This window comes from Gottfriedia sp. NPDC057991, assembly GCF_042886615.1.
GTDB lineage: Bacteria > Bacillota > Bacilli > Bacillales > Bacillaceae_G > Gottfriedia.
Genome location: NZ_JBHVQN010000002.1, coordinates 331,868 through 355,495, shown reverse-complemented (window position 1 = coordinate 355,495; position 23,628 = coordinate 331,868). Strand labels below are relative to the sequence as shown.

General features: G+C 35.0%; 15 protein-coding genes. 1 reads left to right on the top strand and 14 read right to left on the bottom strand.

Annotated elements, in window-relative coordinates; translation table 11 throughout:
* Positions 1 to 8 precede the first annotated feature (8 nt).
* The 7 genes from ACFVR2_RS09225 to ACFVR2_RS09195 all read right to left on the bottom strand — a co-directional run bounded on the left by ACFVR2_RS09225 (position 9) and on the right by ACFVR2_RS09195 (position 11,172).
* Positions 9 to 1,094 carry a dipeptide epimerase gene (locus tag ACFVR2_RS09225; RefSeq protein ID WP_387361002.1) on the bottom strand — a complete coding sequence of 362 codons (1,086 nt, stop codon included), beginning with the start codon at positions 1,092 to 1,094 and terminating at the stop codon, positions 9 to 11.
* 149 nt (positions 1,095 to 1,243) lie between these two features.
* Positions 1,244 to 1,561 carry a DUF3870 domain-containing protein gene (locus ACFVR2_RS09220; RefSeq protein WP_335411695.1) on the bottom strand — a complete coding sequence of 106 codons (318 nt, stop codon included), beginning with the start codon at positions 1,559 to 1,561 and terminating at the stop codon, positions 1,244 to 1,246.
* A gap of 413 nt (positions 1,562 to 1,974) precedes the next feature.
* Complete coding sequence (locus ACFVR2_RS09215) at positions 1,975 to 5,565, bottom strand: bifunctional 2',3'-cyclic-nucleotide 2'-phosphodiesterase/3'-nucleotidase (RefSeq protein WP_387360999.1); 3,591 nt, start codon at positions 5,563 to 5,565, stop codon at positions 1,975 to 1,977.
* 686 nt (positions 5,566 to 6,251) lie between these two features.
* Positions 6,252 to 8,240, bottom strand: coding sequence for an oxidoreductase (locus ACFVR2_RS09210; RefSeq protein WP_387360997.1), 1,989 nt, complete (start codon positions 8,238 to 8,240; stop codon positions 6,252 to 6,254).
* 48 nt (positions 8,241 to 8,288) lie between these two features.
* The gene (locus ACFVR2_RS09205; RefSeq protein ID WP_387360995.1) at positions 8,289 to 9,779 is read right to left on the bottom strand and encodes a sodium:solute symporter family protein; all 1,491 of its coding nucleotides are present in this window, start codon (positions 9,777 to 9,779) and stop codon (positions 8,289 to 8,291) included.
* Complete coding sequence (locus ACFVR2_RS09200; protein WP_387360993.1) at positions 9,779 to 9,970, bottom strand: DUF3311 domain-containing protein; 192 nt, start codon at positions 9,968 to 9,970, stop codon at positions 9,779 to 9,781. The genes ACFVR2_RS09205 and ACFVR2_RS09200 overlap by 1 nt, the downstream gene beginning before the upstream one ends.
* Positions 9,971 to 10,140: 170 nt before the next feature.
* On the bottom strand, positions 10,141 to 11,172 hold the full coding sequence (locus tag ACFVR2_RS09195) for an aromatic ring-hydroxylating oxygenase subunit alpha (RefSeq protein WP_387360991.1): 1,032 nt from the start codon (positions 11,170 to 11,172) through the stop codon (positions 10,141 to 10,143).
* A gap of 231 nt (positions 11,173 to 11,403) precedes the next feature.
* Between ACFVR2_RS09195 and ACFVR2_RS09190 the strand changes: the two genes are divergently transcribed.
* Complete coding sequence (locus tag ACFVR2_RS09190) at positions 11,404 to 12,786, top strand: sigma-54 interaction domain-containing protein (RefSeq protein WP_387360989.1); 1,383 nt, start codon at positions 11,404 to 11,406, stop codon at positions 12,784 to 12,786.
* Between the two features lie 529 nt (positions 12,787 to 13,315).
* Here the strand turns inward: ACFVR2_RS09190 and ACFVR2_RS09185 are convergent.
* The 7 genes from ACFVR2_RS09185 to ACFVR2_RS09155 form a co-directional block, all read right to left on the bottom strand.
* A complete protein-coding gene (locus ACFVR2_RS09185) occupies positions 13,316 to 14,758 on the bottom strand; it encodes an aldehyde dehydrogenase family protein (protein ID WP_387360987.1) in 1,443 nt (480 codons plus the stop codon).
* Between the two features lie 48 nt (positions 14,759 to 14,806).
* Positions 14,807 to 16,465 carry a thiamine pyrophosphate-dependent enzyme gene (locus ACFVR2_RS09180; protein WP_387360985.1) on the bottom strand — a complete coding sequence of 553 codons (1,659 nt, stop codon included), beginning with the start codon at positions 16,463 to 16,465 and terminating at the stop codon, positions 14,807 to 14,809.
* Between the two features lie 75 nt (positions 16,466 to 16,540).
* Entirely contained in the window at positions 16,541 to 17,758 is a 1,218-nt protein-coding gene (locus tag ACFVR2_RS09175; protein ID WP_387360983.1) for an acyl-CoA dehydrogenase family protein, read from the bottom strand.
* A 12-nt stretch (positions 17,759 to 17,770) separates the two neighbouring features.
* Entirely contained in the window at positions 17,771 to 18,955 is a 1,185-nt protein-coding gene (locus ACFVR2_RS09170; protein ID WP_387360981.1) for a CaiB/BaiF CoA transferase family protein, read from the bottom strand.
* Between the two features lie 390 nt (positions 18,956 to 19,345).
* Complete coding sequence (locus tag ACFVR2_RS09165) at positions 19,346 to 20,491, bottom strand: Glu/Leu/Phe/Val family dehydrogenase (protein ID WP_387360979.1); 1,146 nt, start codon at positions 20,489 to 20,491, stop codon at positions 19,346 to 19,348.
* Between the two features lie 76 nt (positions 20,492 to 20,567).
* Positions 20,568 to 21,995, bottom strand: a complete 1,428-nt coding sequence (locus ACFVR2_RS09160) for an amino acid permease (protein ID WP_387360977.1) — start codon at positions 21,993 to 21,995, stop codon at positions 20,568 to 20,570.
* Positions 21,996 to 22,641: 646 nt separating this feature from the next.
* Complete coding sequence (locus ACFVR2_RS09155) at positions 22,642 to 23,349, bottom strand: hypothetical protein (RefSeq protein ID WP_387360975.1); 708 nt, start codon at positions 23,347 to 23,349, stop codon at positions 22,642 to 22,644.
* Positions 23,350 to 23,628: the final 279 nt, after the last annotated feature.

Genomic DNA, 23,628 nt, shown 5'->3' with positions numbered 1-23,628 from the left:
TCCCTATTTTAACGAAGACTTTTGGATAATCTTCGGTGAAGCCCTAAACCAGGTAAGGATGATAATTGAACTTCATCCCCAATAAACTCGATTCCATCAAAATTTTGATTCTTCAACCAAAGTGGTGCATCTAAATCTATTTTTTGTATATTTGGATGGGCGGTAGCTATATGTGCTGCCGCAAGTACTGAGACCGAAGTTTCCATCATACTTCCAATCATGCAAGGAATATTCGCTCTTTCAGCCATATCTGCAATTTGCAATGCTCTTCTAATTCCACCTGTCTTCATTAATTTAATATTTAGAAGATCAACTGCATCCTCTTTAATTAGTCGTAATGCGTCTTGCGGAGAAAAAAGACTTTCATCGGCCATGATTGGTGTATTGACATTTTGTTTAACATATTTCAGTCCATCAATATCACCTGCAGGGACTGGTTGCTCAATTAGCTCTATTTTCGCATTCAACTGCTCTAATTCTTTGATAATCGCAACGGCTTGTCTTGGAGTCCATCCTTGGTTGGCATCTACTCGGATCGTGACATCAATACCGACTTTTTCACGGATTGCCATAATTCGTTCAATATCCCTTGTCCAGTCTTTTCCGACTTTGATTTTCAAAATAGAAAAGCCGTCCTTGATTATTTGCACCGCATCATGACACATTTCATCCAATGTACCTACACTAACGGTCATATCGTTTTTTAATTGATTTGTCTTACCCCCAAGATATTGATAGAGTGGAAGATTAAGATGTTGGCATAATGCATCATACAGTGCAATTTCCATAGCTGCCTTCGCACTTGTATTTGCCACGCAAGAGCGTTCAATCAATAAAGAGAGTTCGTTAATATTTCGAATATCTCTTCCTAAGAGTAATGGTGTAAGGACCGACTTTAAAATCGCTTCAATACTTTCTTTTGATTCACCTGTAATAGCCAATGTAGGTGCTGCAGCACCTACTCCGACAATCCCATCCTCTAGCTGGACATATACAAAAATGTTCTCTATTTCGGTAGCTGTCCTAAGAGCTGTTTTAAATGGCTTTTTTAAAGGGAAAACTTCTGTTTGCACTTGTATCGATTGAATAATCATCGTTTTTGTCCTTTCCTATTAAATTGAAGTTAGTTCCAAGACCTCTAATTGACTAAAAAATCTTGTAATAAATAAAAAATCCAGCTATTAGAAAGGAACTTTCCCTACTAATAGCTGGATTTCATCTACGAAAATAGATAAAGCAGCGTTTAAGATTCAATTATTTGTGTGTATTTTATATGCGCATTTTTAAAGGCTACTGCCAGAGCTTTCTGAGAAGAACCAAAATAACGTGTATTAATTTCTTGTATTACCCCATCCACGTCTGACATTGATTGTCCAACGAATAAGTGCTTTACAAAGGATGAAGTTAAAGAAATTGTAGCTGAACAATCTGCGTCAATAATTAAATGACTTGTCCGATCGACTACCAAACCAATAAAAAATGCATTATATTTCTGCATAATCGGATTATTGGATGAAGTCTTTGCATCCCCAATAATGTAAATAGTGTCTTTATTGTACAATTTATTTCCTCCCGCAAAACAGGTATTCCGTGCAAAACTCCAACCGATGAGGAAAGAATTGGCAACGGCATATATATTCGCTTACAGTTAATATTAATATACGAAACTATTTTTGACAATATATTATGAATATTCAGTTTTAAGAAAAGTACTTGTGAACTATATTGAGACCCTTACTTTTTTACTAGAAATAGGTTTTCATTTGGCTTTTTCTTAAATTATGTTAAGGGTAGTAACGACTATCCCAAAATTATTGAATACCCAAAGCACTTTTCACACTATCTAAAGTAGCTGATTTAAGTTACTTTAAAGGTTTCGGGGCATTCTCTACATCTTTATTCTGTTTTAAATAATCTAAAAAAATCTCATTCTAATAGATCAGAATGAGATTTTTTAATTCGTCGCTTGATATGTTAATTTACTTTTTGAATTCTTCCTTCCACTTCATAAACGAAAGGTCTTGGAAGTGATTTAACGTAGTCTACAGTCGCTTGTAAATCTTCTGGTCCTACTTCTAAATCAGTAGAACGTTCGCCAATACCATATTTTATATTTCCGTACATATAGTTGTTTACTACAACTGAATATTCTTTGTTCGGATCAATTTTACTACCGTTTGGTAAAAAGATGTCTACTACCTTTTTAGTCGATGAATCCCAAGTATATTTAAATCCAGCGATGTGGAAATCTAAGCCCTTATCGGTAATTTGATTATTTAATACTGTTTCAATATCTTGACCGCTAAGCATTACTTTATTTAATACATTTCCAAAAGGTTGGATTGCGAATAAATCACCAAACGTAACTTGACCAGCGTTAAGTTGTGCTCTAACTCCTCCACCGTTCATCATTGCGAAGTCAGCATTCATTGATGCTTTCATCCCATCTGCAATTAAGTTACCTAGTGCAAAATCGCCATAAGTATCAGAAGATGGATATCCTTTTGGTAAATTTTGCATTGAGTCACCAACAATCTCTGCTTTAATTGGCATAATTAAATCTTCATATTTTTTCATGATCGCTGAAACTGTCGGGTCTGGTGTATAGTCCTTTTGATAAACTGTTACTACTTCTGCTTGCTTCTTAACAATATCACCTGTTACTGCATCTAATTCTAAATCTACATCAGAAAATGCAGAACCATATGAATAAGCTTGGACGATTAATTTATTATCAACTACTTTATTATTAAATACATGATTATGAGCAGCAAAAATAACATCTACTTCATCATCAACTTTTTCTGCAATATCAGTTGCATCATATAAGTCTGCTTTACCTGTTTGAAATGTAGGATTATGTGCTAGTACGACAATAGCTTTGATGCCTTGTTTTTTTAGAATTTCCGTATAATGGTTAATTGCTTCAATTTCATCACGAATTTCAAGCGTTTCATTTCCTTTTCGAACAATCATATTAGGAGTTTCTTGTGTTACTACTCCGATGAAACCAATCTTTTTACCGCCCACTTCTTTAATTGTGTATGGTTGAGTAATTAATTCTCCTGTTGCAGAATCATATGCATTGGCAGCAATAACTGGAAAGTTCATTCCGTCATACCCTTTTGTACCTTTAGGATGTTCTCCACCATTAATCATACGCTTTAATTCAGCTATACCTTCATCAAACTCGTGATTTCCTACTGTTCCTACATCAAAACCCATTGCTTCCATCACTTCAACTGTTGGTTCATCTTGGAATAATGCTGAGATTAGTGGACTACCGCCAATCATGTCCCCCGCATGAACAAGTAATGTATTTGGATTTTCTGCTTCACGTTGTTTCATTGCTGCAGCTGTGTATTCCATACTTCCAGCTAATAATTCTTGGCCATTAACAGTAACTTTTGTATCCGTATCAAGCTGACCATGTAGATCATTTAAGCCTAATAATTGAACTTTAATATTCTCTTTAGGAGCAGTACCTAAATCTAATTTAAAAATTCCAAAGCCTGCATTATCCGTTTTATTTGTAAACGCAATATTACTATTAGGCTTTATAAATTCTTCCGCTCTTGGTGAAGACGTAAATGTTACATTTACTTTCCCACTAATTGGTGCAATCGACCAGTTATGATCTGCAGTTGGTGTAATTGTTTTCGATTCAGAAATGTAATCCATTAAGATTTGGCGATTTTCATCGGCAGAATCTACAACAAGCTCGCTTCCTTTAACACCTGGGAAATTACCACCGCCACCAGCACGATAGTTATTTGTTACAACGATGAATTCTTGATTTAGATCAATTGGTTGTCCATTATAAGTTAAATTTAATACTCGACTTGAATTACTATTTACAAGATTACCGTTTATATCATATTTTGCTGGTTTTGTTACGTCAATTTGATAGTTAACACCATCAATTACATCAAAGTTATACACAGGAAAAGCTGGATTTAATAAAGCTTGTTCTTCTTTTTTATTAGGATCAATTTGATTGTATTTACCTGCCGTCATTTCAATCCATTCTTTAACAACAGAACCTTTTACTTTAATTGCTTTTAACGTATTATCATAAAGATAAAGATCGCCTGCACTTCTTATAGTAAGATCGCCTTTTTTAATCTCAGTATATTCAGCTACACCATTACGACCAGCTTTGAATGGAGCTCCTACTGATAAAATTGGTAATTCTTTATATTCTGGTTTCTTTTCAGCAATATATTTTTCTACAAACCATTTTTGTGCATTTGTAACAACTTGAATCGATGGATCATCTTGTATTAATGAAAAATAACTATGAATATCATCAGTAGTTGTTCCAATTGGTGTATTTACATATTTAACAGTTTCGTCATGATTTGGTTTGACAGCATTTACGATATCTTGATCCGGAACTACAGTACTTTCTGTAACTGTTTTACCAGTAGTTGGATCCTTCACATCAGCCCAAATTTCTCTAGTTGAAGACTTGGAATTTACTACTGACCATTTTCCTTTTTCTTTTTTAAGTGTTAGATCAATTAATCCTAATGAACCACCACCATATCCCGCTTGAACTGCAGGTACACCATTAATTGTTCCTTTCGAATTATCAACACCTGGTAATGGCTTTTTATCTACCCCTAAAAATAATGCATCAAGTGTAGCTTCTGATTTTGCTGGAAATACCTTATGTGTATGTGAAAACGTAATTGCATCAATACCAGCTACTTCACTTAATGAATAAATTACATCTTCTGTATTTTCTTTATTCGAGTTAAATCCTGAATGAGTCATTGCAACAATTACATCTGCACCGTTTTTTCTCATTTCAGGAATGAATTTTTTAGCTGTTTCTACTATATTTTTAGTGATAACTTTTCCTTCAAGATTTGCCTTGTCCCACTCATTAATTTGCGGAGGTACAAACCCAATAAAGCCGATATTAATTTCTTGCTTCTTCCCTTGTACATCAATCACTTTTTTCTTAATAATTTTATATGGATTAAATTTGTTCTTATCATTATTAGGATTTTTATCGTGATCATCTACGTAAACGTTTGCATTAATGTACGGAAAATCAGCATCATTATATGCTTCGTTTAAAAAGTCTAACCCATAGTTAAATTCATGATTACCTAAAGTTGCAATATCATAACCCATTATGTTCATTGCTTTAAATACAGGATGAACTTCTCCTTTTTTTAATGGGTCAATTTTTGCTTCATAAGTTCCGAGTGGTGTACCTTGTATTAAATCTCCATTATCGACTAAAACATTATTTTGAACTTCTTTTCGAGCTTCCTTTACTAAAGTAGCAGTCTTAGCTAATCCAACTTTTTCATATGCTGCATCCTTGTAGTAATCATAGTTTAGTAAATTTGTATGGATATCTGTCGTTTCCATAATTCGGAAATTTACTAAATCCTTCTCATCTTTATTCTTATTCGACGCAAGTACGTTTACAGGCACATTCTCTTTTGGTGCTGCATAGGCCTGCGTACTCACAACTGACATACCTATTAAAGATAATGCCAATGAAAATGACAACGCTTTCGAAATTGTACGATTCTTTCTCCCCATTAAAATTCCCCTTATATCTTTTATTAGGATATGATTAAAAATCAGACCCAAAGACTATTATAAAATTAAAATAGGTTAAAATATATTTAATTATACTTAAACTAAGTTAACTATTTCTTAATGAACATATAAATGAATTTAGATCATTTAGCCTATATTGTTGATGTTTAGAAAACTAAATCACTATCAATGACGGCGAAGAATTTACATATTTCTGTTTCGGCAATCTCACAGGACATCAATAAATATGTGATCAATCACAAATAGACAATTAGAAATGAACTTCCGCTTGCATCTTGGTAAAAATTACAATTAGAATGAAATTTAAAAATGCTAATCTATAAGGTAGCAGTTACCTTTTAGATTAGCTTTTTTTATAGAATCTATTAATTTTTCCACTTTAATCTTAAAATTATACAAATTACACATTTCAAATCTTAATGGTGATCACAAGCCACTCCACAAGAGCAACGGTTTTTCCAAAATAACAGATGAAATTAACTTACTCTTAACAGGTTCATGAGTAAGAAAAATAGCAAGATGTTAAAATAACTTACTCATAACAGGCTTTTGGTAGAAAACATCCACAGCTATCTTTACTTAAGAGACTAATTGACACTCATTTTTCTACAGACAAAAAAAGAACCTAATCTTTTTTTATTAGGTTCTTTTTTAATCTATGTCAGCTATACATGAACTTCAGAAGAAGCAATTCCTATTTCAAGAGCAGATGTTAATCCTTCATAAGTAGCTTCTTCAATTGTACGAGGTGCCAAACAATCCCCGATTTGTCGAACAACTGGTGCCATGCCTTTCACTTGTTCATAAAGCTCAAAATTAGGTACTCGTCCCATCGCAAGTACAATTGTATCCCAGTCGTTAATCAATTCAGTCTCATGAGTAAAAAGATTTCTCAATTTGACCTGATTATTATCAATACCACCAAAATCAAAATGCGGGCGAACATCCACCTTTAATTGATAGAGTCTTTTTAGATATTCATTTACTAGATATGAATGTAGTTCTTTTCCAATATGAACCTTCGCGGAAAACAAGGAAACATCGTGATTTTTCTCCTTCAAATGTATAGCTGCCTCTATTCCTGGCCAATCGCCAATTAAATCAAATACCAATACACGCTTTCCAATTTGGATAGAGTTTACGCCAAAAAGGTCATCAACTGTTATGATTCTCGGATCACCGATGCCCTCTACATGTGGAAAGTATGGTCTGGATCCAACTGCACAAATAATGACATCCGGTTTTATTTCTGCTATTTTCTCAAGAGTAATTTTCTTTCCAAGTTGGACATTTATCTTACTTTTTGATAGCTTTCTTGTATAATTGTCTAACATCGTTTCAGCTACTTCATGTCGCATAGGAGCCTTTCTCATTTTTCTTAACAATCCGCCAATCTCATCACTTTGTTCAGCTAAAATTACTTCATGTCCTTCACTATCAGCAGTTAATGCAGCATGTAATCCAGCTGGACCTGCACCAATGACAAGTACTTTTTGTTTTACTTTTACACTTTGGACAAGCGGTAATAATTCTTTTTCTTTACCAGCCATCGGATTTTGAACACATCCAATTGGAAGTCCTTTAGAGTAGTGACCTATACAGGCTTGTATACATCCTAAACATGCATCAATTGATTGTAGGTCCCCTCTCATTGCTTTATTCGGTAATTCAGGATCAACGATTAAAGCTCGTGTCATACCAACAACATCCGCTTTTCCAGAACCAACGATTCGATCTGCTTCCATTGGGTCTATGATCCGCGAGCCAACAAAAACTGGAACTGCACCTGCCATCCGAATTTTAAATGAATGTGGAGAATTATAGGAATGTTTAATTGGAGAAGGTGGAACTATATGAGTCGATCCTGCATATGTACTTGAATCACCGGATGTTACATTTATAAAATCTACTCTAACATTTTCAACTAAATGCTCGACGATTTTTACCGCATCTGTTACATTCGTTCCATCCATTGTCATTTCATCTGCACTCATTCGAATTCCTACGGTAAAATCTTCCCCCACTTTTCCCCAGATTCGTTGTACTATTTCTACTATAAAACGCATTCGGTTCTCAAAGGTACCACCGTATTCATCTGTGCGATGGTTCGTATGGCTAGACCAAAATTGAGCTGGTAAATAACCATGGGAGCAGCAAACTTCTACTCCGTCGAGTCCAGCATTTTTAGCTAATAAAGCTGAATAAGCATATCCCTCTATGACATCTTTAATTTCATCAATGTTCATCGGTCTAGGCATTATTCCGAATCGAAAACTTGGTTCAGAAGAAGGTGCCCAAGCAGCATTACGATAATCGCTAGATACGACCTCTCTACCCCCGTGAAATAATTGACTAAAAACTTTCGTGCCATATTGATGAAGTTTTTTTGCAATTTCTGCATATGCTGGTACCACTTTTTCATCAAACCCTGCGATCGTATGTGAGGTTAGCATACCAGATGAGTGAACTGCAGCCGCTTCAAGAATAATAAGTCCAGCGCCACCCTTCGCACGTGCAACATGATAGGCAGTCATTTCAGGAGTAGGAATGCCATTTTCTACATAATTTGTTTGATGTGCTGTCGATAAAATTCTATTTTTAAGTTCAGTATTTCCAATCGTCACTTTTGAGAATAGGTGTTTAAAGTCAGTCATAATTGAACCACTTCCTTTCTCCTAAAATAAATAATTTGTTTTTCACTTTTATACATTTTCTCGGAAGTTAGTAAGCATCCGATCGTTCTTTTCTATAATAATATTAGGTTTTCTTGTAACTCTACTTACTACTAGCGTTACAGTAAAATTAATAACCATTACAACTAAACCAACATCAATATCTTGGATGACATGAGGAAACGATGGAAATAGAGTTGCTAACGTTGTACCAGTGGTTGTGGAATAAGTAACAGCTGCAACACCAATGATGATTCCGGCAGACGCTCCTTGAACTGTTACTGGATTCTTTTTCCAAAGACTAAAAAACAGTGCTGGGAACAATTGTGCCATAAAGCTGTACGCCATAATATACAGTGTCATAATTGTATCGCCACCATTTAAAGTAAAATAAAGTGTCACTAGTGCAATGATCGGAACTAGAACCCGGGTTAGTTTTATAAGCTGATCATCTGTGGTATTTGGCTTCATAACCTTGTAAACATTCTTAGTTAAGATTGTAGTTGCAGATGTTAAAACCAATGAACTTGGTATAAGTGCAGCTAAAGCACCCGCGGCACCAATGATTCCTACAAACCATGGATCAAATGAAATTTTTGCGAGTTTAAATAAAGCTAAATCCACATCTCCACCTTTTAAAGTAGGAGCTTTTAAAATAGCAGCGAATCCTACAAATAAAGAAAAGACTATAATAATTTGATAGATTGGCATAAATGCAGCATTTTGGCGAAGAGCTTTTGCACTCTTTGAAGAGAAAACCCCCATAAGCATATGAGGAAACATATAGAAGGAGAGTGCTAACATGATACTAGTTGTAATAAACCAAGAAACACTTAAACCTTTATCTGGAAACATCAATAAATCAGGTTTAGCAGTTTGGATTGCCTCAAACATCGGCTGAAAACCACCATAATAATGTACAGGAAAATAGATTCCTAAGAAGATTACAACAAATAAAATCAAAAAGTCTTTAATAACAGCCGTCCAAGCAGAACCATGAATGCCTGAAATCGTTACATAAATTGTTATCGTAAAAACGGCAATCGTAATAGCAATACTCTGAGGGATTTTCCCATAAGAAGCCTCAGAAACAATAATACCTAAACCTTTTAACTGCATCGTTAAATATGGAATAATTGAAATGATGCTAATAGCTGAAACAAGTACGCCAAGTGCTGTGCTATTATACTTTTTCGTATAAAAATCAGCCTGTGACACAACGTTATTTTCTTTTGCATACTTCCAAACAGGAGGTAACAACCAATAAGCTATAATAAAATAGAATGCATTAAATGCATATACTGCCGGCATTCCAAAAGAGTAGGCACTTCCCGATGCCCCCATAAAAGTAAATGTCGTAAACATTTCTCCTGCTAGCAATAGAAAAACAAAAAGAGAACCAAAACCTCGTCCACCAATTGCCCACTGCTCAAAAGTCATCTCTTTCCCTTTACGTGCTTGTAAGCCTAACCAAATTGATAAAGCTAGAAAGCCAAGAATTACGATTAAGGCTGAATTCACTATTGATCGCCCCCTTTATTAGCGGGATCAAGTTTATTCACAATTAATAAAAATATAGCTGTAAGAAAAACCCATAATATCGTCCAAAATAATACAAATGGCATTCCAAGTACAAATGGCTCAACCTTATTAATAACTGAGAGTGAACCAATAGCTGGGATCGCACTTAATCCATACAGTAATTTTTTCATTTGATTCCCTCCTTATTTTGTCCGACTAGATAAATCATAAAATTAAAACGTTTTCAAAATAGAAAATAAAAAAGAAAAGCTAAGTATTTACTATCTAATTTTTTGATTATGAATTCAAATACTTAGCTTATTAACTCATAGTCTTTTTCTACCATTCTCAATTAACTAGATTATAAGTCGATCACTTCCTTAATCATTTCGTGGAAGTGTTGCATTGCGTTCTCAGTTGGAGAAAAAATACCATTTTCAAATGCTTTTGAATGTAAACCAGATTGCAATAATTCCACTAAATCAAAATCCTCTTCTCGCACTTGATCAACAAATTTAATCATTTCCTCTTCTTCTTTCGAGATTTCTTCATTAAAAAAGAAATAACGATAGACTGCTAGTGTTTGGTTTGCATCAATCGGAATCAGTTGTGTTGTCGTCATATTTCCGCCCCCAGGAAATACACTCATCATCATATTTGGCCAAATCCAGTAGAAACGTGTTAAGCTATCATCTTGATTTTTAACATTTGAACACTGGTAAGAGAATTTATCACAAGGAACAATACTGTAATTCGATAAATCAAATGTTTTCGAGAATGATGGATGCGCAACTGGACAATGATCGCACTCTAAGAAATTATCAACTACAGCTTTCCAATTTGCTTTAATTAAACGACGGTTTTCTTTTACTAATTGTAATGAATCAAGGAAAGAATAACGGTTTAATTCGTTTAACAACTCCCCATATTCAACAGAAAAAGCCGTAGCTTCTCGATCCAAGTTTACAAAAATCATAGAGCGCTGTATTTCTAATTGGACCGACTTTAAGCAGTTATATTCTCCTAAATCAATATTTTTAAAGTTTGGTGCTCGATTTACATGTCCATCCAAATTAAAAGTCCAACCATGATAAATACATTGTAAGATTTTTTTATTTCCTGTTTCACTTTGCTCCACTTTTGTACCACGATGAGGGCAAATATTATAAAACGCGCGGATTTTACCATCATTAGCATGCGTAACTAAAATAGACTCACCAGCAACTTCAAAAGTGAAAAAGTCACCGACTTTTTTAACCTGACTAGTATGACCTACGAAAATCCAATTTTTACTAAAAATCTTTTTTCTTTCTGTATCGAATATCTCTTGGCTGACATATGTTTTATACGGCAATGAAGTTTGTAAAGGTTGTGCTGTTTCCTTTGTAGACATAATAATGATTCCTCCTTTTATTTGGATTTCATTTAAAACGAAATTCCATCCTTTATTTATTAACTTATGCAAGATTTATGCCAATTTTAGATTTCGCTTTACCGTAAGGAGATAACACTTTTTATCTATTTCCAAATCAAAGTAATTGTCTTATAATTTACTCAATTCAGTCAATTTTAACTCAACTTACTATTTTGCGAGATTAAAAATGTTTTAAGAGGAGGTTATGTTTTGCCAAATACAACAAATGACAAACTAAAACTTGAGTTCAGTAATGAAATCCTACAAAAAATATTGGACAATTCTCCTAATGAATTTTATGTACTTGATAAAGATGCCCGTATCGTGTATATAAACAAGGCTTGTGAAAGACATTATGGTATCAAACTCAAAGATGTCGTAGGAAAATTAAACGATGAATTAATTTCAAAAGAATATTGGAAGCCTCTTATTCTTCCACGTTTATTTAAAGAAAAGAAAACGGTCATCATGAAACAAGTAAGTTATGTTGGGAAGGAAATCATCACAACAGCCATTCCTTTATTAAATGATCAGCAGGAAATTGAGCTGATCATCACCACTTCACAAGATGCAAGCTATAAAGACTTATACATACCCGATGAGCAAGAAATAAATGAAGCGGATCAAGCTGCAATTTATAAAAATAATATCATTACAAATAACAAGGAAATGAGTAATATTGTTAAGATTTGTGAAAAGGTTGCTAAAGTAGATGCAACGGTATTAATTCAAGGAGAATCCGGCACAGGAAAAGGAGTAATTGCAAAATATATCCATCAGAAAAGCAGCCGAAATAAAGCTCCTTTTTTATCTTTAAACTGTGCAACGATTCCGGAAGAACTACTAGAATCAGAACTTTTCGGATACAAAGATGGAGCATTTACTGGAGCAACAAAAGGTGGCAAACAAGGACTTTTAGAGCTTGCAGACGGAGGAACGGTATTTTTAGATGAGATTGGAGATATATCACCTAAGGTTCAAGCAAAACTTCTAAAAGTTATTCAAGAATTTGAATTTATGCCTGTTGGAGGCAAACAACCAAAAAAAGTAAATATCCGTATCCTTTCCGCTACTAATCGAAACCTATATGAAATGGTACAGAATAAGGAATTTAGAGAAGACTTATATTACCGCCTACATGTAGTTAATTTAAAAATACCACCACTACGAGAAAGAAAAGAAGATATCATTCCACTAACCTACCATTTTCTTTCTGAGTTTAATAGAAAACACCAAATGAATACGATCATATCTGAAGAAGCTTTGAATACTTTTTATAACTATTCATGGCCTGGGAATATTCGACAGTTAGAAAATATGCTTGAAAGCCTCGTCGTAACAAGTGATGGCATAATAAAAATACAAGACTTGACTGATTTATTAATTGAAAATAAAAAAGAGAGTCCGATCAATGAAGAAATAAGTGATTGCTCGCTTCTAGCTTCACTTGAAGAAGTAGAGAAAAACATAGTAATAAATTCCTATACAAAATTTAGAAATACAAGAAAAGTAGCAGATGATTTAGAAATCAGCCAGTCAAAAGCGGCTAGACTAGTTCGTAAGTATTGTAGTGAATTAGACTTCTATAAGTAAACAATAAGAAGGGGGTTTCCACGAAGTCTAACTTTTAGGGGAATCCTCTTTTTTATAATGACAAATTAAGTCTGAGCTACAAATACGTCTTATAGAAACGCAATTAAGGAGGCCAACTGTGCAAATAAATGATGAAAAATCGCAATTGAACAGTATACTGCAAATAAAATTTGAAAATCGCAATTAAAATGGCCAAAACTGCAATTAAATTCCAAAGAATCGCAATTAAAATTAAAAATTACCCATACCAGTTAAGGTATTTCGACCTAAATTTTGTACAATAGTAGATCCTTTCAAATAGAAAACATGCGAATAGGCCCTAATTCTTACTAAAACGAATTAAATTTGATAAAAATTCGCTAATTTTTTATGGAAATAATTGATCATCTAATTGCTGTTGAGATCCCTCCAAATCAACTAATGCTCCTGAAGAATTCGTATATTATTTTTACAAAATACAAAAAAAGGCGCCCATACGTCAGTTACCCTGACATATAAGGCTGCCCCTTTTATTTTCAAACCGATAAGATTACATTTGATCCATATAAACTGTTTTAACTTGTGTATAAAAGTCTATTGCCGTCTTTCCTTGTTCGCGGGATCCAGTGCTTGAATTTTTGCAGCCGCCAAAAGGTACTTGTGGCTCTGATCCTGCTGTTTCATTGTTTACATGTACTAGACCAACTTCAATGTCTTCAACAAAACGCTGTGCGATTGTAAAATTGTTAGTACAAATTGCTGCACTTAACCCATATTCAGTATCATTAGCCATCGCTACTGCTTCCTCATAGTTTTTCACTTTAAAAAGCGCTATTACAGGTCCGAATATTTCTTCTCGCGCAATACGAGCATCCGGGGAGACATTTTCAAAGATTGTAGGTTGTACATAGAAACCATTTTTTAGTTCTTCATCGGCAGGAACTTCTCCACCGTATAATAGAGTTGCCTCGTCCTTTCCAGCTTCAATCATGGCAAGTACACCGTCGAGTTGTGATTGAGAAACAGCTGGACCAACAAATGTATCGTCATGAAGTGGATTTCCGACTTTTAGTGTTTTTGTCCGTTCTACGAGTCGGTCACGAAATGCTTCATAAATCGATTCTTCCACAATTACCCTACTCGTTGCTGTACACTTTTGACCAGTAGATCTGAAAGCACCGCTCACGGCAATTTCAATTGCTTTTTCTATATCTGCATCAGCAAGTACGATGAGTGGATTCTTCCCACCTAATTCCATTTGTACTTTCTTACCTTTTGCTGTCGCCTTCTGCTGAATCTGATTTCCAACCTGATTAGATCCTGTAAATGAAATAGCTTTAATATAAGGATGTTCCACTAATTCTGTTCCAACAACAGATCCTCTACCAAATACACAGTTTACAACCCCTGCTGGAATACCAGCCTCATCAAGCGCTTTTATAACATGATAAACACATTTTGGCGTCAGATCCGCTGGTTTAATCACTACCGTATTTCCGTAAACAAGTGCAGGAGCCAGTTTCCATACAGGAATTGCAATTGGAAAATTCCAAGGCGTAATTAATCCAATTGGCCCGATTGGCGTTCGAGTTGTATATAAGAATGTATTTGTATTACCAGAAGGAATTACTTCTCCAACTGGCTGTCTCGCCTCTCCAGCAAAATATTCAAGGATGCTAATCGCACGCTGTGTTTCTCCAATCCCCTCAGCAAGTGTTTTCCCTTCTTCTAGTGTTAAATCACGTCCTACTTCATGGACTTTTGCTTTTAATAAATCCGCTGCTTTTTGAAGGTATGAAGCTCGTTGTTGGTATGAAAGCTTCTTCCATGATAAAAAGGCCGTTTTCGCTGCAAGAATGGCTTGTCGTGCATCCTCTTCTGTACTTGAAGGAAATTCTCCTAATGACTCTCCATTATGTGGACTGTAATTTTCCCGATATTCACCTAATGTAGGTTGTTTCCATTGTCCATTAATATAATTTGCATAACGCATATCGTTTCCCCCAATTAGATTTTTTTCACTAATTAAATAAAGAGATTATTATTTGCTATAAAGTAAATTCATTTTAGACTTATCTTGACTAGCAGATAAAATACTCGGATTTGTTACAACTTCGATCACAGCAGGACGACCTGATGATAATGCTCTCTTAAGTGCCGGAGCAAAATCAGTATTTTTTTCGACCTTCTGACCGTATGCACCAAATAAGCTCGCTAGCTCAGCAAAGTTTGGATTAGACAGCTCCGTACCGATTACTCGATCTGGAAAATGCTTTTCTTGATGTGTTCGAATTGTTCCATACATATTGTTGTTTACTACAATTGAAATGATAGGAATGTTGTATCGTACGGCTGTTTCGATTTCCTGAAGTGTCATCATAAAGCCCCCATCACCTGAGAAGGAAACAACTGTTTTATGTGGCTGAGCGAGCCTTGCACCAATAGCAGCTGGCAGCCCATACCCCATCGCTCCAGATGTTGGTCCGACATATGTATTTTCATGCTCAAAGCGATAATATCGAGAAAGCCAGCCAAAGAAGTTCCCTGCATCATTCGTAATAATCGTATCTTTTGGTAGATGCGATACGATATCATACATAAAACCATCCATGTCTACAAATTCATCCGTGTAATCTTCCTTCACCTTTGAAAAGCTCATGTATTCGTTATGAAGTTTTTCTACACGTAGTTCATTTGAATTTAATGGTGTAGATAAAGCAATTGATAATGCTTCCGCTAAAAAGGATTTCACATCAGCTGTAACTGCCAAAGAAGGCGCATAAACTTTTCCGAATACTTCCTCTGAAATATCAATGTGAATTAGTTTACCTTTTCCTGAAAGCAATGAATAATCTTGCGTTCCTACTTGGGAAAATCTTGTACCTAGTGCGATCACTAAGTCTGCATTGTCTATCGCTTCAAGTAAATGCTTTGGTGTTCCAAAGCCAAGCCAGCCTGCATAACAAGGATGTGAATTTGGAAACGCATCGAAACGACGGAATGCAGTAACGACAGGTATTTGAACTGTTTCAGCAAATTTAACTAATAAAGGAACAGCTTGTGATCGAATGACTCCCCCACCAGCTATAAGAATCGGCCGTTTTGCATTTTGAATCATTTCTACTACTTGCTGAACGCTCTCTTTATGTGGACGAGCCGGCTGAGTCTGATAGACCGGGATGTCTACCATTTCGGCTGTATCTTCTAGCATGTCATGAGGTAATGCAACTAACACAGGACCAGGACGGCCTGATCGGGCAATATGAAATGCACGATGTAAAAGCTCTGGAATTCGTTCTACCCGGTCAATCTCCACTGTCCATTTGCACAAATGACTAAACATCCCAACAAGATTGACCTCTTGAAATGCTTCCTTTTCTTTAAAAGGACGCTCCACTTGTCCAATAAGTGCTACTAGTGGGGTGGAATCTTGGCTGGCAGTATGAATGCCAATCGCCAAGTTTGAAGCTCCAACACCACGAGTTGCCATACATACACCTACTTCACCCGATGCTTTTGCATACCCTTCCGCCATAAATGAAGCTCCACCTTCATGTCGGGCTGAAATCAAGCTAATTTCTGGATGTTCATATAACGCATCCATAACACCTAGATAACTCTCACCGGGTACACAAAAAACTTTATTTACCCCTTCTTTTGCCATAACATTAACTACTGCTTTTCCACCGCTAATTTTCATTACGAAACACTCCCTTCTCCTAAGCAATTACATCGAAACACTAACTAGCAATCTATTTTCTACCCAATTTTTTTATTAAGATTTAACAGTTTCTACGTTAACCTCTTCGAACGGCCAAGCTGGAAGCATTTTTCTTAAAACTTTATCTTCCCTATAACCTAGGTCATATTCAGCCTGCATAATTGTATGAACCTCTCTCGTTCCTTCATAAATGACTGGTGCTTTTGAGTTTCTTAAATAACGCTCTACTGGGAACTCATTTGAAAATCCATATGCACCATGAATTTGTACAGCATCATTAGCTGCCTCGTTTGCTGCATTACAAGAAATCCATTTTGCTAATGACGTTTCTCTAGTGTTACGTTTTCCACTATTTTTTAACCATCCAGCTTTATAGACTAGTAGACGGGAGATTTCAAGATTTGAAGACATTTTAGCGATCATTTGCTGTACTAATTGATGTTTTCCGATTTCTTTACCAAATGTTTTTCGCTCATGACAATATTTTACGCTTGCTTCAAGTGATGCCTGAATTAATCCACAAGCACCAGCTGCAACTGTAAATCGTCCATTATCAAGCGCAGACATCGCAATTTTAAAACCTTCACCTTCAAAGCCTAATAAGTTTTCTGCTGGTACTCTTACATCATCTAAAAATACTTCACCAGTGTTTCCAGCTCTAATTCCCATTTTTCCTTTAATTGCTTTTGTAGAAACTCCTTCAAAAGTACGATCTACGATAAAGCAAGAAATTCCGTGGTGTTTTAAGTCATGATTTGTTTTTGCAAAAATTAAGAAATGATCAGCGACATCACATAGAGAAATCCACGTTTTTGAACCGTTTAAGATATAACTATCACCATCTTTTACAGCTGTTGTCGCCATTGCAACTACATCAGATCCTGCATTAGGCTCAGTTAACCCGAATGCACCAATTTTCTTCCCTCGCGCTTGAGGAACAAGATACTTTTTCTTTTGTTCTTCAGTTCCCCATTGTAGTAATGTCATACTATTTAATCCCGTATGTACTGAAACAGCCGTACGGAAAGCTGTATCTCCGCGCTCTAGTTCCTCACACACGATTGCTAAAGTATTATAGTCCATTCCAACTCCACCATATTGTTCCGGAATACATACACCCATTAGTTCCAACTCAGAAAGTCGTTTTAGAATATTTACTTCAAAATGTCCTTTTTCATCCCATTCCTTAATAAATGGAATAATTTCACGATCTACAAATGATCTAACTACCTTTCTTACACTTTTTTGCTCTTCTGTTAATGAAAAATTCATTTTAATTCCTCCTCAAATTGTATTATTTCGTCTCATTTCTTCTATTTCTAATTGAGAATAACCAAGTTTGCTCATTACTTCCTCAGTATGTTCTCCATGTAATGGAGGATGTCTTACTACTTCAACTGGTGTTTTTGATAATTTTAATGGTGAACCAACTAACTTTAGATCATTTATAAATGGATGATTTACTTCTAGAACCATATCCCTTGATTTAGCTTGTTCAGACTGCAAGGCTTCACTTACGTTATAAATCGGTCCATTTGGAATACCAATTTTATCTAAGAGAACTTTCCACTCATTTTTACTTTTTGTTTTTATTTTATTTGAGATTATTTCCTCAATTTCTTTTCTATACTGCAATCGACCAGCATTTGTTCTATATAATTCATCTAATAAAATCGGTTCTTCAATAAGTAACGCAAATCGATTAAACTGATGATCATTACCAACGGCGATCACCATCTCACCATCACTAGCTGAAAAAACTTGATACGGAACAATATTAGGGTGATAATTTCCTAATCGCTCCGGAATAACACCACTACATAAATAATTGCTAGCCACATTTACTAAAGCAGCTAATTGAGAGTCAAATAGCGAGATGTCAATTTCTTGTCCTTCCCCTGTACGATTTCGATGCTGTAAGGAAGCAAGAATCCCAATACATGTAAATAACCCCGTTAATACGTCTGAAATAGCTACTCCCACTTTTGTTGGATCGCCATCTTTCTCTCCAGTAATGCTCATTAAACCAGACATCGCCTGAATGATATAATCATATCCAGGAAGTGAAGAGTTAGGTCCCTTGCTTCCAAATCCACTAATTGATGCAAGAATAATATCTTCTTTCATCGCTTTCATTTCTTCATAGGAAAAACCTAGTTTTGATAAAGTTCCAGGTTTAAAGTTTTGGACAACAACATCCGCTTCTGATATAAGTTTTTTTAAAATCTCTTTACCTTTATCATCCTTCAAATTCAAAGTAATCCCTTGCTTATTTCGATTAGCACATAAATAATATGCACTTTCTCCTTCTACAAAAGGAGGTCCCCAACCCCTTGTCTCATCCCCACCGCTAATACTTTCAATTTTGATTACCTCAGCCCCAAGATCCCCAAGGATCATCGTACAAAAGGGGCCGGCTAGCACTCTAGTTAAATCAATCATTTTGATACCATGTAATGCCCCTGGCAATTTGATCACCTCTTCATCTGCTTTTCTTTCGCTAATTTACTAGTTTCCATTAGGCAATTAAAATGGTTATCACTGTGCTTTTGCATGTATTTAGAAAACTCAAGGTATATTAACCTTCATTTCCGTTATACTCTTTATAATGCAAAACTCATGCCAACTTCGAAATTCCTATTATTATTAAATGTTTACTATATTTACGGATCTAATTAGTGAAAAATAAAATTAAAACCCACTCAAAACCGTCATTTTTAACTCATTAAAACATTTGCTACATGTGAATCTATTAATTTAGTTCATAAATAAAAAGGGCTATCGAAATAGCCTATAAATGTTAAAAACCCACAAAGAAATTTATTTTCTTTGTGGGTTTTAAGTATTATTTAACTTCTTTTAACACTCTATCAAATCTCTAACTGTGGGCTCAAACAGTTCACAAGCAATATCTCTTTGATAACGTTTTTGCTTTTTAGCTTCTGTAAATAAATTAAAGGTATTCTTTCTGCTTAATCTTTCAATATCATCTATAACTGCCTGAGGTTCAGGTTTCACTAATCCAAAAATAACTGCATCATAAAATCTAATTGCTCCTAAGTTCGCCACAAAATCATTTACCACATCAATCCCTCTTTGTTTAATGATCTCATCACCCTCCGCAGAGATTGGTATATTTGCAGCCTCTACAATTAAACTACCCTTTACTTGATTAGCGTTTGATACATTAATAACATCCTCTAAAGCTGCCGGAATCAAGATGTCACAATCTACATCAAGCCATTCAGTGTTGCTTCTTACCACATAGTTCGGTTCAAAAAACTCCCGATTCATTTCTCCATGTAAATTTTTGTGGTCAATTAATTTCTGAACATCTAACCCCTCTTCACACGTAACTAGTAGATTTGCATCCGAAATGCCAACGATTTTATAGCCTAACTGTGATAATTTCAACGCACAACTTGCTCCTACACAGCCAAATCCTTGGATAACTACTTTAGCTACTTTATTTTCACCTTTAAACTTCCATGCTTCATCTGCGCAAAATGCAACACCATAGCCTGTTACAGCATCATTTAGAAGGAAACAATCTATTTTTGTAGCTAGCAGATTATTAAAATCTTTTATTCCATTTTGAACACTTACATCTTCCTTCATCGATTTTGTTAAAGGTATTCCTACATTGAATTCATCAAATACTCTTAATACATCCTCATACTTCGTACCTAAATCACTTCCTAAAGATACTCCTGCTTCTACATATGGCATCATCGCAATCAAAAACCTTCTTAATACGTCATACGCATCTGGTGCTTTATAATCATAAGCAATACCAGCTTTACACCCACCTGTAGTGACACTTTCTGACGCCATATATTTATAAGCCATTGCCTCTGCCAAACGTTCAACTTCTTCCCTTGTCACTGTTGGATGCATTCTTGTCCCACCACCAGCATACCCTTTAACAAAGTTATGTACTACTAACCACCCTTTTGCATCTGTTTCACTATCATTCCACTCTACAACTAGGTACGGTTTTTTCATTCTTAATAGCCTCCTTTTTAGAACATCTCTTGTAATGGATTACTTATGTTAGAATCTAAAAGTTGTTTTTTACTGATCAAATACTCTGTTGAGTCGGTATTTCTCCGTGTTTTTTCTTCATGCCAATCTTACCTTTATTTTTTCCATGACGTAAAAAGTAATAAAGATAACATACACCCATAAATCCTAAACCACCAATTAGGGAAGAACGTTGTGTAGGATCAAAAGCCATAAATACAATGGAAATTCCACATAAAACTAGACAAAGAATAGGGATTAATGGGAATAGTGGAACTTTGTACTTTAATTCCTTAACATTTCCACCATTTTTAATAAATTGTCTTCTAAAGTTGTATTGCGACAAGGCAATTGCCATCCAACTGAATGTACCAGCTAGTCCAGTTACAGACAGCAGAACGACAAAAACTGTTTCTGCAGATATTACACTTGTAAATAATGATACTAATGCAAAAAGAAGACTAAACAATACTGCATTAAACGGGACACCTCGAGAATTAACTTTACCTAAAGCTTTAGGTGCCATTCCGCTATTGGAAAGTGACCAAAGCATGCGAGAACATACATATAATCCTGAATTACCTACAGATAGTAAAGCAGTTAAAATAACTAGATTCATAATATCAGCTGCATATGGAATACCTACACTATCAAAGACTGCAACAAATGGACTTTCTACTACTCCTGCATGTCTCCATGGAATCAAAGCCGCTAATACTAAAATGGCTAACACATAAAAAATCAGGACGCGAAAAATGATACTACGAATTGCTTTAGGAAGAGTCTTTTCTGGTGTTTCACTTTCACCAGCTGCAATTCCAACAACTTCTGCACCCTGAAATGCAAATACTACTGCCATCATAGTTGAAAATATAGCTGAAAATCCATGTGGGAAAAGCCCACCATCTTTTGTAAAATTAGTAAACAAAGGTGCTGAACTCCCTTTATGACCAAACCCAAATATGGTTGCTGCTCCAATCAATATAAAAGCTATAACTGCAAATACTTTAATTCCCGCAAACCAAAACTCTGCCTCTGCATAGCCTTTTACACTAAGAATGTTTAAACCTAACAAAAGAACTATAAACACAAGACACCAGATCCAAACAGGTACATGTGGAAACCATCTTTGCATCAATATTCCAGCCGCAGTGAATTCTAATCCAACTGTTGTTGCCCAACTAAGCCAATACATCCAGCCAATCGTAAATCCGGTACCTGGACCAATGTACTTCGTAGCATAAGTCTTAAATGAACCTGTAACTGGCATTGCAATTGATAGTTCACCTAAACAAACCATTACAAGGTACATTACCAATCCACCGAACAAATAGGCAACAACCGCTCCCCCTGGACCAGCTTGATTAATCGTAAGTCCTGAACCTAAAAATAAACCTGTACCGATTACTCCTCCGAGTGAAATCATAAACAAATGCCGACTTTTCATGGAACGTTGTAACTGACCTTTTTCATTAGTAGAATCCATAAATGCCCCACCCTTATTTTAGAATATTCAGAAAAAACAAAGCAAAATAATTGAAAAAATTGATCTACTAAAATAGCATAAACTTTTAAAAACAATTACAATTTCTGATAATCTCTAAAAAAACACTATAGAAACTTTGTGCCTACTCAACAGCACACTTTCTTAAAAAAACACCTCCTATTTCTGTCCATCTAAAATCGGAAATAACTACTTCCTCTTCTAACTATTCACTAAGCAAAATTCATGCCAACAAAAAAACATGAATAAACCAAGCTGTAAGCCATCCCTTAAATCTAAAAACAACTGATTTATTTTAAAATCTACTCAATTCATTTATTTTAGACTCAATTACTATTTTTAAAAAGAGGCTTTTTTCATTGAGATTATTTTATTTCCTTCCATTATGAATTCTAAATTTGTGCAGTTGTTTCAGTTTAATATTACTTTTTTGTTTCAAAGGAAATAAAACAGATATAAAATACTAAGACATTGGAATTTAATTACAAGATGTATCGACCAGCTATACGAATGAAAAAAGCCGATACATCATTACTCATGTATCGACCTTTAAGTACTTATTAATGTAAGCATTTTCAAAAGTTTTTAATTTTTAAAAGATTAGCATAAAAAGACTTTAATTGGCCCCTTATTTTCTAAATAATGAGAAAAGCCATCCCCATTTATCTTTAGGTTTTTGTATCACAATTTCTAAACGTTTATTAAAATCATCTTGTGAACGCCATTCTTTTTTCTGTTCTTCTCGAATGTTTTGTATTTCTTCTTGAAAAAAATCAATTTTATCTTTTTCTTGCTCCAATAATGTTTCGAATTGAATCTTTTGTTGTTCGGCTAATTTTTCAATTTTTATATAAGTCTTTTGGGATGAATTTCCGATATTTGCACTTATATCATGATGATCTTGTTGGAGTCTAGAAACTGCAGTTTTAAGTTCTGACATATCATTTTTTAGTTGAACATTCATTTCACGTGCAGCTGCGAGTTCACTGACTAAAAACCTTAAAAACTCTTTTAATTGATTTGGGTCATGTGGTAAATTTTCATATGTATCGGATATTGCAATCTGTGTTTGATCGAAACCCTCTAATCTTTCTTTTTGTTGAAATACGAGGTCTTTTGCAGTATCTTCCAGGGGCTTATCTGTATCGCGTAACGCTATAAGCACTCTAATGTCGGATTGAACAAATATACGCCGATCGCCATCTTTCAAGAACTCATATCCATTGCGCTCTAAGATTAGGCCATACTTTCGAACAGTAGTTGTTGCAATACCCAGTTCTTCTGCTACTTCCTTGGAAGAAAAAGCTCTTTCATTCTGTTGTATATCACTTCGCATAACGGACCTCCTTTTTAACAAATATGAAGGATTTTTCGGCATATTGCAACATATATCACTCTGCAATACAAAGAAACAAGTAAGTATTTCCGATTTTAATAGTTTTGAGTGTAGCGCTCTTTTCGAAGTATTTTCCAGTTAAAAAATTACGATTTGAACATTTGCTCCATGAATTGTTCTACAAGTAAATCTTAGAAAAAGCAATATGAACGACATATGAGCAACTCATTGCAGAATATAAAAATATTTACTTTTGTTCTGATTCTTTACAAAAGAATG